Origin of the sequence: Bacillus oleivorans (assembly GCF_900207585.1) — a bacterium.
Classification (GTDB): Bacteria; Bacillota; Bacilli; order Bacillales; family JC228; genus Bacillus_BF; species Bacillus_BF oleivorans.
The window spans coordinates 44,012-58,806 of the sequence record NZ_OAOP01000013.1; the positions used below are offsets into that span (position 1 = coordinate 44,012).

Genomic DNA, 14,795 nt, shown 5'->3' on the forward strand with positions numbered 1-14,795 from the left:
CTATCTATTGTTCTTTGTGTATCGTTTTGATAGGATCTAAACTGATGGATACCAAATTAAAATTAGGTGATTATATGTTAAATTATAAAATACCTTCGTTATTGAACCAAAAGAGGTTACCTAGCCATAAAAGTAATATATTGTCAACCATTAAAGAAAAGTATGGTTGGGAGACGTATGGGGATATAACGATAGAAGAATTAAAAAAATTATATAAGCAGCATATAGCTCATTTTTGGACTGTAATCAAATATTTATCCTTTCAGGGTGTTGGATTTTCAGGAAAGTTGCAGCGTTATCAATTTTTCAATGAAAATGGGAAAGGATACACACTGGTTTTTGATAAAAAAAATAAAAGTACTATTCTTGATTTTGAATATAAATATGCCTTTTTAAAGATACAGTTAGAACCATATGGGATTGCTGAAAAGTATGATTTACATCTGGTACCTTTGCATCATGTTATAAATGAACATATGAAGATTGAGGAAGTAATAACTTTCTTTCAATCAGAAGGGTTTGATGTACTTCCAGAAGAAACTTTAAATCAATCTGGAAACAACCTTAGCACACTATTAAATAGCACAGAAAAAGAAAAGTCAATAGAAAATGAATTGGTCTTTTCCGTTAAAGAGAAAACATATATACTTTCATCTGTTAAGCGGGATATGTCCCTTAAAGACGAAAGTATACCCGCTTCAAAAATCCTTAGAGTATTGAATAACTATGGGTATGAAAAAGTTGGAGACTTGCCAACTGATATGTCGTTTCTGTTAGATATTCCCAATGTCGCGCAAAGATCGGTTGAAAAGTTCTTTTTCACGATTGATAACAATTTGACTTTCAAAAAGGAAACTCCTACAAAAAAGAAAGTTCAAAATTTAAGTAGGATTTCGACTGAAAATAGCTTTCTGTTTATTGAGGAGCAAATCCCTTTAGAGGAGGAGTTCATGACTATTCCTCTTGAAAGAAAATACTGGGGTAACAAAATGTTTGAATTACTTCAAGTGCATGATATGAAGTATCTTGGTGACCTTCCATATGATTTAGAAAGCTTTTTAAAAGACAACGGTTATAAGAAGGTTGAACGAAGAGAGTTGTCCGCTAAAATATTTGAACATTTACCGACTGACTATTTAAAGGAGCTTTTCTTTCAATCACTTAAACTATTTGTTGATAAAAGGAAACCTGATAGTTTCCCTGACAGGGACTGGAGTATTTTGCTTCAACGATTAGATGGATGTACTTTAGAAGAGATTGGCCAACATTTTGATGTTACTAGAGAAAGAATCAGGCAGATTATTTCTAAAGGCTTAGAGAAAATGTTTGTCCGCTATAATAAGCTGTTTTCCATTATCGAAAGTGAACTTAAGCAATATCCCTTTTTGAATGTATATGATTTTTTTAATAACAGGGAAGAAGCTTTAATAGAAAAAGCGTCCTCATTTATTTATGTATATGCTCTTCCATTTAATATTTATGGTAATTACTTAACCCTTGATGATCGGGATCTTTTTTATGACAAGATAAAGGCTTTTAAATCTGATATTGCTAAAGACCGGAATGAAACACATATCTACTCTCGTGAGGAAATTGAAGAATATGTATTGGAATATTTTCCGGCAAAAGAGATTTGTGATTTTCGTAGGTTAACAGATGAATTAATTTCCGAATCTTTTGAGGAAGCAAGTGAGAATCAATATACCTTTAAGCAACGGATTTCAAAAACTAGAATGTGCCAAATTGTTTTTGAAAAAGAATTTGCTAATGGGTTAGCAGTTTATAAACAGAAGGATCTGTTCATCAAGAAATTGCATGAATATTTCCCTCAGGAATTTAAAAACGATACAGCACGATCTATTATTGCGAACTTAACAAGAGATGAACATGTCATCTTGTTATGGGAAATCGGATATTTTAAACATATTTCCGTTGTGCATCCAAATGTTTCGAAGGAAACTTTGGCTCCCATCAAGGACTGGTTACAATCTCAATTGTCTCAGGATATTAAACAGATTAATACCAATGCTGCATTCGGGGAGTTCGGGGATATACTTAGTTCTTTAGAAATTGATACAGAGCACGCGCTCTTTTCCCTTCTCAAAATCCATTTTCCAGAAGCATTTAACTACAGTCGTTCTCCGACTCTTGTCATGATTGGGCATGAACGGAAGGAAAAGAAAAAAATTATTGAGGATTATGTAAAAGATTGTGATGGCTATGTATCTAATGAGGAGCTTTCTAGGCATTTTATGAAAAACCTTGGTTGGACAAAAACAATGTATGAACAATACATTTCTGCATCTGAGTTACTACTAAAAACGTCTGATGGACTTATTCACATGAATTGTTTAGATTTCGAAAAGGACGATATGGATAGGATTTTCCGTTACGCAAAGCAAAAAACGTTGTCACTTCAAAACAGCTACTCAGTGGAAACCATTTTTGAAGAACGGAAATCAACCCTTTTACAAATGGGAGTAAAAGATGGAAAAGTCCTCTATCATCTGTTGGAGAAGTATTACTCAGAAGAGTTTGATTTTACTCGATATCCGCATATTCATCCAGTAGGAAAATATAAAACCGACCAGTTTTCAGTCGCGGGACAATTTGAAACCTTCTTCCTCGAAAATAATGATTATTTCTTGCGGGACGAGATTTATAAGGAATTTGTTCAAGAACGTGGTTGGGCAATGTCCACTTATTATATGGCATATTCCAAAAATAGAGAAAAAATCTTAGAGGTTTTCCCAGATGAATTTGCACATATTGAATTAATTGAGTGGACTAAAGAAAAGGAAAATCAATTGTTTCAAGTGCTAGAAGGATTCTTAACCGAAAATAAGGATAAGCCGTTTATCCATATCGAGCGGGATATTATTGCGAATAAAAACTTAGTGAAGCAGTTCCCAGACATTAATCTCCTGTTTGATTGGAATCACTCCTTGCTAGTTTCAATTCTTGAAAATACAGATGCCTTCGTTTTATTAGGATCGAAAAAGGTTGGTATTCTATCTAAAGCTAATGAATTTGGTATCAAGAGCGAACATGAATATCTGTCTTACTTATTGAAAAATAAATATGATGGCTATGTAAAGTTAGCTGAGCTCCAAAAGTATTTATTCTCGATAGATATGTGCCGGAAGTCTAGTATTCCTAGATATTACTTGACATCATCAGAAAAGGAATTGGACTATGAACTAGTAAATGATGAACTAATCTTAAAAGAATTGATGGTGAGAGGATGACATTTCGTTCCTTAGATTTAAAGATAATTTACGATAATGCCACTGATCATATTTTTGAAGATTTATTCAATCCGTTGCTATCACATGCAACTTCTTATAAAAGAGGGGTGGGCTATTTTACCTCATCGTGGCTTGAGTTGTGTACAAACGGTTTATTAAAAATGGCGGAGGAACAAGGCAAAATCATTCTAGTGACTTCGCCACATATAGAAGAAAGAGATTGGGATGCATTCCGAATAGGAAGCGAGGCCAAACAAAATGACATTCTTTATCAATCGCTAGCTCTGCAAGTAGAAGAGATGAAGAAAAGGATGGAGAGTTTTAGACTTACTTTACTAGCATGGCTTATCGCAGACGGCCTCTTAGAAATTAAAATTGCTGTACCGAAAAATAATCGAGGAAACTTTCATGATAAATTTGCGATTTTTGAAGATAGCAATGGGGATAAAGTCGCTCTTCATGGTTCTTTGAACGATTCAGAACAGGCTAGCTTCAATGGTGAAGGAGTGTCCGTTTTTTGTTCTTGGATTGAAGGGCAACAAGGTTTTGTGGAGGGACATGAAACTCGTTTTAATCAATCCTTTTTACAAGAATCGAATTTCTATAATGTGTATGAGCTGCCAAAGGCTATAAAAATGGACATTGTTCAAATGAAAGAAAATACCGTCCGACCTTATCAACTTCCTGTTCCAAAAAGGCAACTTCAAATTAAACTTCCGGAAAATATTACTTTACGTGATTTTCAACAGGAAGCAATAGAAAAATGGTTTGAGAACCATGGTAGAGGACTGTTTGAAATGGCGACGGGTACAGGGAAAACCATCACGTCTCTTGCTGCTGCCTCTCGTTTTGTGAATGAGCACAAGACCAGCGTGGTTTTGATCACGGTTCCTTTTAATCATTTAGTCGACCAATGGGAAAGTGAAGTCCGTATGTTTGGCTTTAATCCGATAGTTCGCCAAGGGATTTCTTCTGCCTGGAGATCCCAGCTTCGTACGAAAATTTTCGAAGTGAATAAAGGGTTAAGAACAAACCTATGCATAATCACCACTCATGCAACAGGCTCAACGGATGAATTTCTAAAATTGATGGAACAGGTGAAAGTACCTTTACTTTATATTGCAGATGAATCTCATTATTTAGGAGCTAAAAAGCTGGGAAAGTTATTGCATCCACATTTTCCATATCGTATAGGCTTATCTGCTACTCCTGATCGCTGGTTCGATGAAGAGGGTAGCAGTAAATTAAGAGAGTATTTTGAACCAACAGTAATTGAACTACCAATTACCGAGGCGGTGGAAAAAGGGTTCCTTACCCCATATCGATTTTTTCCCAAAACGGTGGCTTTGACGGATGCCGAGTACGAACAGTTCCAATCTTATACGAGGAAAATTATTAATACGCAAAATGATAAAAATCTTTCTCCTTCTGAGCGTAGGGATAAAGTCCATCAATTACTTATTGCTCGTTCGCGAATCGTGAATAACGCGGAAGAGAAATTGATGCTCCTTAAATCAATACTTGAGGAAAAAATTGAAAAAGAAGGAATAGAAACCATCAAGCATACACTTGTGTATAGCCCACAAGGAAAAACGGGTGAAATAGTGAAAATGCTTGCAGAACTTGGAATTAGGGCACATGAATTTATTTATACCGTGTCTAACCAAAAGAAAATGGAGCTCCTTGACCAATTTGCAGATGGTGAAATCCAAGTTCTTGTTGCGATGAAATGTTTAGATGAAGGTGTTAACATTCCGGCAACAAAGGAAGCTTACTTCCTAGCAAGTACTACAAACCCACGTGAGTTTGTCCAGCGTCGTGGCCGAATCCTTCGTAAATACAGGGATAAAAAAGAAGCCATTATTTATGATTTTTATGCTATGCCTCCTTCTTCCCATTTAGGTGAGGACGCTGCTGTTGGGCTATTAAAAAGAGAGATTCCTAGATTTGCCGAATTTGCTGAAGGATCCCTTAATAAATTTGAAGCTCGCGAGGTGATTCTTCCAATTTTAGGAGCCTTTAACCTTCGGAATATAATCGATTTAAAACCTTGGGACGCTTATAAAATGATGCAAAATGAAGAAGGAAGTGACATGAATGGAGAATATGAAGATTAACGAGAAAATTTTGCAAAGGCTAGAAAGCTATGATGAAGAAGTCCAGGAAATTATTAAAAAGGGGATTAGCTATACAGAAAGAGCACAACTAACCCGCGTGAAAAATCGTCTATCCAGGGACATCGAGAAAATGGCAAAGGAGAGTATGTAATGAGACTGAAAAAGATTGTAATGGAAAATTTCAAGCAATATTACGGTATGCAATCAATTACATTCTCTGGTGCTAATGAAGGGGACGAGAGAAATGTTACCGTAGTGTACGGCGAAAATGGTCGGGGGAAGACCACCCTTTACCGTTCGATGTTATTCGGCTTTTATGGAGATCGTTTCCTAGAACAGGACGAGCATGAAGATAATAAGGATTCTGTTATCTATTTGGCTAACTTAAAGGCACTCGATGATGCGGCAGAAGAAGGGAAAGGTATTCACGTTGGCGTAACAATCGAATTTTCTCATAACGGTGAACAATATGAAATTAATAGGTATTTTAAAGCAATAAAAGACCAAAAAGGTGATATTCATGAAGATATACCATCTGTGAAGCTTCGCATTATCAAAGAGGACGGAAACACGGAATACCTTGATGAAACAAAGAGTGAAGAAATTAGCGAGATTATCAATTCAATTCTGGATGAACGGGTTAAAAATTACTTCTTATTTGACGGAGAACGGATTGAATCATTAACGAAGGCCTCTAAGAAACAAAAAGAGAACATTCGAATGGGAATTAAGAATCTTTTAAAGATTGATAATCTTTTCCTTTTAAAGCAGGCACTCGAGGAAAATCGTAAAGAAATAAATCAAGAATTGAAAAAAATCTCCACAGGCGATATGTTGAAAAACCTCCAACAATTAGAAGAAACAGATCAAACAATCGCAGAACTACAGGAGAAAATCAATAATCAGGTAAAAGAGCTTCAGTTTGCTGAAAATCAAAAAGCAGATATTGACAGGAAGCTTAAGGAAATAGAAAATCAACGTCCAACATTAGATAAAATTCTTTCCCTTGAAAAAACGATTGAAAGATTAGAAGAAGAGAAGAAGAAAACGAATCAAAATATGGTGGATCTTACCCCATCATTAAGTGTTCTCCTTGCAAAGGATCTTGTGGGAGATCTCATCGCAGACTTAGAAGGACAAAGAATTCGCGGAGAAGTACCATCCGAAATAAAGACAGAATTAATTGACCGGCTCTTAAATGAAATGAGTTGTATTTGTGGACGGGAGCTTCATATTGGTTCGAAAGAATATGAAAAGCTACTTGATTGGAAGCAAAAATCCAATACGCAAATGTATGAAAAGCACGCAATGAAACTATTCGGCGATTTAAAAACAACTGCTAGTCATATTATGTACAACACTGGTGCTATTTCGGAAAGCTTGTCTAATGTAGTTCAAATTGAAGAGCAGCTAGAAATTCATACTAACGATTATGAGCTGTTAAAGAAAAATGTTGGTAAAGTTTCAGAACAAGATATGGTCAATAATTTTCAATATCGTGATTCATTAATGAAAGATATTGCAAGATCGGAACAGCAATTAGAAAGCTACGAAGAACAGTTGGAAGAAGCCTTCAAGCATAAGGAAATCTTAACGAAAAAGCAAAAGAGCCTTGATGTGGAAAATGAATTACAAGTTCAAATTAAGCGTAAAGCTGAGATTGTAGATAAGAGCTTAGAAGCTCTTAATGAGATAATTCAAAGTTTTGAAAGTGAAATTAAGGTTGACTTAGAGGCAAAAGCCAATGAAATCTTTAAGCATTTAATTGATGATGGTGGCTCTACGAACTTGAAGAAAATCGTCGTAAACGATAACTATACGTTAGATGTTCTGGACTGGAGCGGACGTCCATTCTTAGCGAATATATCTGCAGGTCAAAGACAAATTATTTCTTTATCCTTTATTACTGCGTTAGCAGAGGTAGCAGGTGGCTCGTCTATCCTCGAGATTCCGTTATTTATGGATACTCCGTTTGGACGTCTATCACCGGATCATCGTTATAATCTTGTTCGCCATATCCCTACCATTACCCCTCAATGGATTCTTCTCGTTACGGGGAGTGAATTTAAAGAGGATGAAGAGGCGAAATTCCTAAAAGAAACAGAGAAATGGGGTAAGCTTTATATTTTAGACGCTGTTTCAGAAGGGGTTACAAACATTGAGGAAATCTCTCCAGAGGAGCTATCTATAATAAAGGCTAAAGAAAGGGTTAGTATACAATGAGTTTAGGAAACCGAATTTATGTTCGAAAAAAATATATTGATATCTATCGTGAATTAAGAACAGACAAGCCATCGAGTCCACGTATATTCACAGAGAATAAAGATTTATTTGTCCTTTGCAGTACGATTGGATTTAAGTTTGGAAAGAGAAACGAACTTAAAAACACTGAAATGCTCCTTTGGTCAGGAACCTTAGATGAACACCAAGATACGATTTTAAAAGCCATTGCTGTTAAATCTTCTGATGAGCAAAACCTATCTATCCTTGATGACCAAGAAAAGGTTTACAGAATTGCTGAACAATACGCGGATAAAGGAATGGAAATTCTGATTGTTGAAATCTTCCAGCCATATATCAAGGAACAAGAGGATGGAACGCTTACCATTGTGTACAACGAAAAAGCCGATTTATTAAAACAACTTATTTATTATGTTGACAGCATGAATGAGGAAATCAGTCCGTTTGAATAATTAGGTACGGCTATATGTACATCAACAATTTTTGATCACCTGCTTACCATCTTGTTAATAATAATCATAGTGTAAAACCTTATACGTGTGTAATTATTAACACATAATCCGTAACATAAAAATCTGGTACATTACATTTGGAGAGACCTACCCTGAAAAATGAGACAAGGAGAAAACACCCCCTGAATCGTATTTATACAATATGATTTCTAGGAGGGTGTTTTTCTATGGGTACAAGAGTACATTATCTAGATGAAATAAAGTGGAAAGCGATTGAAATGAAAAATGATGGTTTAACAAAGAGATTATTGAAAAACTAAATATTAAAAATAAGTCTCAAACTAAAACATGGATGAAGATGTATAAGTCAGGTCAAACCTATCAGTTCTCTCAACAAGTTGGAAAACAGTATACCTATAGTTAAGGTTTTGAAGAATTGAGTGAGTTAGAACAACTTAATATCGGAATAAGCAGTTAGAAACTCAATTAGAAATTATAAAAAAGTACCAGGAAATCGAAAGGTGTTGGAGTCAAAAACAGTTGTATAAGTTGTAGAAAGTCTTTCGTCTAAATATAAATTAATTGATATTTTAGGTGTTTTGGGGATTCCTAAAGCAACATATTATTGTTGGAAAAAGAATTATAAAGATATTGTTTTACTCCTTTAAAAGAGTTAGTTATTAAGCTTTGTGAGGAAAATCATTACCACTATGGTCATCGAAAAATTAAGGCCCTTTAGTTAGAAACATTGAATAAGGTAAACCGTAAAACTGTACAAAAGATAAAGCTGAAGTTTCAGACACAGTGTCAGGTTAAGATAAATCGTCTGAAGTATATAATATTGTCTTACCAAATATACTAAATCGAAACTTTAAATCAAGTCGCCCAAATGAGAAGCGGGTTACGGATATTACCTATTTACCATATGGCTTAACGATGATGTTTTTATCAATCATCATGGATCTCTTTAACAACGAAATAGTGGCTAATAAGATAGGCACCAGACAAGGTATAAACTTAGTTTTAATACACAAACCTGAAGGAGTGATTCTTCACATTAACCAGGGATCTGTGTATACTTCCTATGCATTTCAAAATTTAGCCAAAGAAAAAGGCATTACTACAAGCATGTCTCTAAAAGGAAACTGCCATGATAATGGCGTCATCGAATCCTATCACTCCTCGCTAAAGTCGGAAGAATTCAAAGTTCAAAGTAGAGCATCTATGAACAATTCTATAGTAGTACAAATTGTAATAAATATATGTACAGATATAATCATATACGCATTCAGGCAAAATAAACTACCTGTCCTACTGTATAGGGGACAGGCAGCATAGGTTTTATTCTAAGTCTCATATGAACGGAACAGTCCAATTTTAGGCGGTCCTTTTGTATAAATAAAGCGTTATTCATAGAATTCATTTATTATTTATGTAGGGATCTCCTCAGCATCTCCAAATCCATGAAGAATAATGCAACAAATACTTTGAAAAGATATCACACTATTTTAAAGTACAACATTGCAATATGTCTATTATTTACCTCTGTACCTGGAATAGAGCAAAAGGAAGTAATTCTTAGGATGAACAAGTGTTCCAGTTGAATAAAAAATCAACTGTTTTTTTACGTGCGTTTTGGGAACGCCTGTTTGGTATTTGTGTTATAATAGATTTATATTTGATTGCTAACATAATAATGATATGATAGAATACAATGTTTCTTTGTGTATTAAAGGGGAGAATACTACATATGGCTTCAAAGATTAAAAACAAACTACTTCAACCTTATCTAAAGTGGGCTGGTGGTAAACGTCAATTACTACCGGAGATTAGAAAGTATATTCCAAAGAAATTTAATACGTATTACGAACCGTTTGTTGGTGCTGGTGCTGTATTGTTTGACCTACAGCCTAATAAGGCAGTTATTAATGATGTTAATGAAGAATTGGTTAATACGTATAATGTAATTAAAGACAAAGATAGTCTTGGTAGATTAATAGATAAATTAAATGAACATCAAGAAAAAAACGATAAGGATTACTTCTATAAAATTCGTGATAAGGATAGAAAAGAAGAATATAAATCCATGAATGACATTGAAAGAGCAGCAAGATTGATTTACTTAAACAAAACTTGTTTTAATGGTTTATTCCGGGTAAACAGTCAAGGCCAGTTTAATGTACCTTTTGGTAACTATAAAAATCCTCAAATAGTAAATGAAATAGTACTAAAGGCAGTGCATAATTATATACAGTCTGCTGAAGTAAAAATTCTAAATCAAGACTTTGAAGAAGCTGTAAGTACTGCTAAAAATGGGGATTTTGTCTATTTTGACCCACCATATGACCCAGTCTCAGATACTTCTTCATTTACTGGATACAGTTTAGACGGATTTAATAAGGATGACCAGCTTAGACTAAGAGACCTATGTGTTGATTTGGAAAAGCGAGGTTGTAAATTTTTATTAAGCAACTCAGCTACTGATTGGATTAAAGAAAAATATGAAGAAAAAGGATTCCATATTGAAATAGTATCAGCTAGTAGAAACATCAACTCTGTTGCGTCAAAACGTGGAAAAATTGATGAAGTGTTGGTGATGAATTATGAACCAGACAGATAAAGCATGGTATACACTTTTTGAACGTTATGACATAGTTGAAAAGGTAAATGAATATGGCTTTTATGAAATAAAGGCTAAGGAAATTAAAGAGGAACGTGAACCACGATTAATGGCTAAGTTTGATCATTTTAGCAATTTACCAACGTTGTTTAAAAAGCATAAACTTTCCATTTTACCTATTTCGCGTTCTAGTTATGTTATTGGCACTTTTGAAGTTTTTAATAAAGTTGCGTATGACGATTCCATTAGGCCGGAGGCTATACCTTTTCCAACTAATATTACTACTATTGACCCCCATAATCTTTATTCAGAGAGTTCAGCATTACATTGTGCTGAAATAACTGGAATGATAGATGAAGTTTTGGGGGAAGAAGCTGTTCAGACTGTGAGTGGGAGAATGTCCTCTAAAGAGTTTGACTTCAGTATTAGTACTAAGAGTGGATATGACCATAATGTAAGTATTAAAAATGCACAAGTCGAAATAGACGGTGGTTACGAAAGTGATAGCCAATTTATGATAGTGGAAGCTAAAAAAGAAACTGTAGATGATTTTCTTATTAGACAGCTTTATTATCCTTATCGGTTATGGCAAGAACAAACACCTAAAAAAATTAGACCAGTGTTTTTTACTCATTCTAATGACATATTTAGCTTTTTTGTTTATGAGTTTACTGACCCCAGTAAATACAATTCTTTACGATTGATAAAACAAAAAGACTTTATTATAGCACATGAAGAATTATTGCTGGAAGATATATTAGAGGTATACGAAACAACTAATCTTGTACCTGAACCAACTATACCGTTCCCACAAGCTGATAAGTTCAAAAGGGTAGTCAATCTATTAGAACACCTAATTAAAAATGACCTTACCAAAGACTTCATAACAATGAACTATGACTTTGATAGTAGACAAACAAACTACTATACAGATGCAGGAAGATATTTAGGGCTAATAGAAAAATACTCAACTGGAAATGGAGTAATGTATCGTCTAACTAGTAGAGGTAGAAAAATAATGAAACTACCATACAAACAAAAGTATCTAAGTCTAGCTAGTACGATATTGGAACATGAAGCATTTAGAAGAGTTTTTCATGAGTATATTTATAATTCAGAACCACCAACCAGAGAACGAATAGTAGAAATCATGCAAAGCTGTAATTTATTCAGAGTGGAATCAGGTAGTACTTATTGGAGAAGGGCATCAACAGTAAGCAGTTGGATAAATTGGATATTGGATTTAACACAAGTTTAATATACTGATTACGTCTTAGAAGGTTAGGTTTTTTTCATTTAACGATGCACTCTGAAATTGCTTCCCCTGACTTATTGAGATGAAACACACTTCAATTTTTTAGTTAACAAAAATATGGCAATGTCAACTAAAAAACAGAGAAAAATAACAGTAATTGTTAGAAGCACATCTTCTACTAAAGCAATTTTATATAGTTACTTTTCTTAAAATCTCTAAACAAAATAGTTTAGGGATTTTTGTTATTTTAGTTATCCTAAATGCAGATCTAACCCGACTAGGGAGAATTTATTATTAGTATTGGATTAGGCTGTGACCTATGCAAAAAAATATAAGGTATAGTTTTCAACAATTGGTAAGCTTGTATTTCTATAAAAAACTGAAGAATATATTCGAAATCTCATACTCGGTATAAGAAATTAAAAAAGCTGACTTGGTAATTATTTATGATTTAATTAAATGGCAACGGATCAAAGGGAGCTAATATATTTGTCCATTTATTTAATCATCTTATGAATAAAAAATTCAATCATTTTGATATCCAATAAAGGTCGTGAACAATCTGGCGAATTAGTGGATCACCAAGGGGTTACTACAGCCATTCTCGATCAACTATTTTATCGAGTAGAAGTTATTCAACTAACCAAAATGACAGCTATAGAGGTAGCACAAAATTACCATTTATGGTGAGAAAAGTGATTAAACATTAATTAGCAAAAAGCATTCAAAACTACTTGACGGTTACAGATATTACGGTGGAATGTAAATTTTTATATTGAAAAGGAAAAAAATTATCTTTGTAGAAATAAGTTACTATTATACGACCCAATTTAGGAGGAAATTAATGAAAAAAATAGGTAATGATGTTATTTTGCTCAATGATGACTGTATCCAGGCAATGAAAAAAATTAAATCAGAATCAATTGACATGATTTTCGCGGACCCTCCATACTTTTTATCAAATGGGGGAATATCATGTAAATCTGGGAAGATTGTTAGTGTAGATAAAGGAGATTGGGACAAAGAAACCGATCGAAATAAAATTGATCGATTCAATTATGAATGGATAAAGGAGTGTAAAAGGATTTTAAATAAGAATGGGACTTTATGGATTACAGGGACTTTCCACAATATATTTTCTGTTGGACAGGCATTAACTTATCAAAAGTACAAAATTTTAAACAGTATTGTTTGGCAGAAAGAGGATCCACCACCGAATATGAGTCATAGAATGTTTACTCACGCATGGGAACATATAATATGGGCTAAAAAGAATGACCAAAGCAAGCAAATATTCAACTATGAAATAATGTGTAAATTAAATAACGGATTACAAATGACAGATATATGGAAAATTCCAGCCGTTCAGAAAAATGAAAAAACCTTCGGCTATCACCCCACACAAAAGCCCCTTGAATTACTCAACAGAATTATCTTAGCTTCTACAAATAAAAATCAAATTATCTTAGATCCCTTTTGCGGAAGTGGAACTACTGGTGTTGCAGCAATTACACTAGGCAGGAAATTCATTGGAATTGAAAAGGAAGAACAATTTGTCAAATTAAGTGAGAGGAGAATAAATAAAGTTTTAAATAAAAATAAATCATATTTACAAACTTAAAAGTAAAATGAAAATTTATAGAGTATGATTTACTTTGTGGTAAACTCATCATTTTATTATACACAGAACCCTTATATGATTTGGTGCATAATGGAAAAGTTGGTATAATGGGGTATTGAGGGAGTTGAATATTTAAGACAAAACACATATGAGGAACATCATAAATTGTTATGTATTCAATAAATAATGAACAGTTTTTTCGCAAAAGAGGTTATTATAATGGGAGATTAAAAATTATTCCGATTAAATGGTGATTCAGTTGAAGAACTAGAAGGTAAGTCAATAGCTGTAGAAAAATCGCTCCAAAATATAATGGAAAGAAATTTAGAAATATTTTTAGGTGTTCGCTTTTTAGCATCTGAACATAGTACAGGAAAAAGGCATGCTGGTAGAATTGACACTTTGGGATTAGATGAAAATAACTCACCAGTAATCATTGAATATAAACGCTCTGTCAATGAAAATGTTATAAATCAAGGTTTGTTTTACCTTGATTGGCTTCTTGATCATAAAGCTGAATTTGAATTAATGGTTATGCGGAAATTTGGAAAAGATGTTTCTGATTCAATTGATTGGAGTAATCCCCGTTTGCTTTGTATCGCAGGTGGGTTTACAAAATATGACGAACATGCAGTCCAACAAATTAATCGTAATATCGAGCTATACCAATACAAACATTATTCTGATGGATTTTTGTTACTTGATTTAGTAAATGCGACGATTCAGTTGACACAAATTATTGATGATTCTACTTCTAGTAGCAGAAATAATAGAGGAAAAACAGTCTCTGATTATTTACTACAAGCAAATACAGAATTATATAATTGGTATGAATCTTTAAAGGCGTATATGTTGGCTTTGGGAGACGACGTTCAAATAAAGGTCTTAAAAAATTATTTCGCTTTTAGACGTATTAAAAATTTCGCATGTGTTGAAGTACATCCCCAAACAAATAAGATATTAATGTATTTAAAAGTTAATCTCGACACTGTTGCTATAGAGCCAGGTTTTACTCGAGATGTAACAAATATTGGACATTATGGAACTGGAGATTTGGAAATTACAATAGACAGTTATGAAGATATAAAGAAGGCTAAGCCTCTAATAAACAAGAGTTATGATGTTAGCTAAAAAATTTGTATAAGATAATATAGGTTATTGTAGAAAACTAGCTTGTAAGTGAGGTTTTTTAAAGGGCCGGAGAGATATTTTTTAATAAAAATAACAATAAAACAGCCACT

At 33.7% G+C, this 14,795-nt stretch carries 9 protein-coding genes and 1 pseudogene; all 10 read left to right on the plus strand.

The features are described 5' to 3' along the window. Positions 1-44: 44 nt before the first annotated feature. On the plus strand, positions 45-3,248 hold the full coding sequence (locus CRO56_RS21055) for a sigma factor-like helix-turn-helix DNA-binding protein (protein WP_097160608.1): 3,204 nt from the start codon (positions 45-47) through the stop codon (positions 3,246-3,248). Beyond that, entirely contained in the window at positions 3,245-5,365 is a 2,121-nt protein-coding gene (locus CRO56_RS21060) for a DEAD/DEAH box helicase family protein (protein WP_097160609.1), read from the plus strand. The genes CRO56_RS21055 and CRO56_RS21060 overlap by 4 nt, the downstream gene beginning before the upstream one ends. Next, positions 5,346-5,516: a hypothetical protein gene (locus CRO56_RS23080; RefSeq protein WP_179714393.1), complete on the plus strand. Its 171-nt coding sequence runs from the start codon at positions 5,346-5,348 to the stop codon at positions 5,514-5,516. The genes CRO56_RS21060 and CRO56_RS23080 overlap by 20 nt, the downstream gene beginning before the upstream one ends. Next, positions 5,516-7,588 carry an AAA family ATPase gene (locus CRO56_RS21065; protein ID WP_097160610.1) on the plus strand — a complete coding sequence of 691 codons (2,073 nt, stop codon included), beginning with the start codon at positions 5,516-5,518 and terminating at the stop codon, positions 7,586-7,588. Before CRO56_RS23080 ends, CRO56_RS21065 begins: the two co-directional genes overlap by 1 nt. Beyond that, the gene (locus CRO56_RS21070) at positions 7,585-8,058 is read left to right on the plus strand and encodes a hypothetical protein (RefSeq protein WP_097160611.1); all 474 of its coding nucleotides are present in this window, start codon (positions 7,585-7,587) and stop codon (positions 8,056-8,058) included. Before CRO56_RS21065 ends, CRO56_RS21070 begins: the two co-directional genes overlap by 4 nt. A gap of 227 nt (positions 8,059-8,285) precedes the next feature. Then, positions 8,286-9,359 (plus strand): annotated as a pseudogene (locus CRO56_RS23650) (IS3 family transposase). A gap of 449 nt (positions 9,360-9,808) precedes the next feature. Beyond that, positions 9,809-10,678 (plus strand): DNA adenine methylase, encoded by an 870-nt coding sequence (locus tag CRO56_RS21080; RefSeq protein WP_097160613.1) that lies wholly within the window; start codon positions 9,809-9,811, stop codon positions 10,676-10,678. Further along, the gene (locus tag CRO56_RS21085; protein WP_097160614.1) at positions 10,662-11,936 is read left to right on the plus strand and encodes a type II restriction enzyme; all 1,275 of its coding nucleotides are present in this window, start codon (positions 10,662-10,664) and stop codon (positions 11,934-11,936) included. Before CRO56_RS21080 ends, CRO56_RS21085 begins: the two co-directional genes overlap by 17 nt. A gap of 841 nt (positions 11,937-12,777) precedes the next feature. Further along, positions 12,778-13,554, plus strand: coding sequence for a DNA-methyltransferase (locus tag CRO56_RS21090; protein WP_097160615.1), 777 nt, complete (start codon positions 12,778-12,780; stop codon positions 13,552-13,554). Between the two features lie 312 nt (positions 13,555-13,866). After that, entirely contained in the window at positions 13,867-14,685 is an 819-nt protein-coding gene (locus CRO56_RS21095) for a DUF5655 domain-containing protein (protein WP_245856055.1), read from the plus strand. Positions 14,686-14,795: the final 110 nt, after the last annotated feature.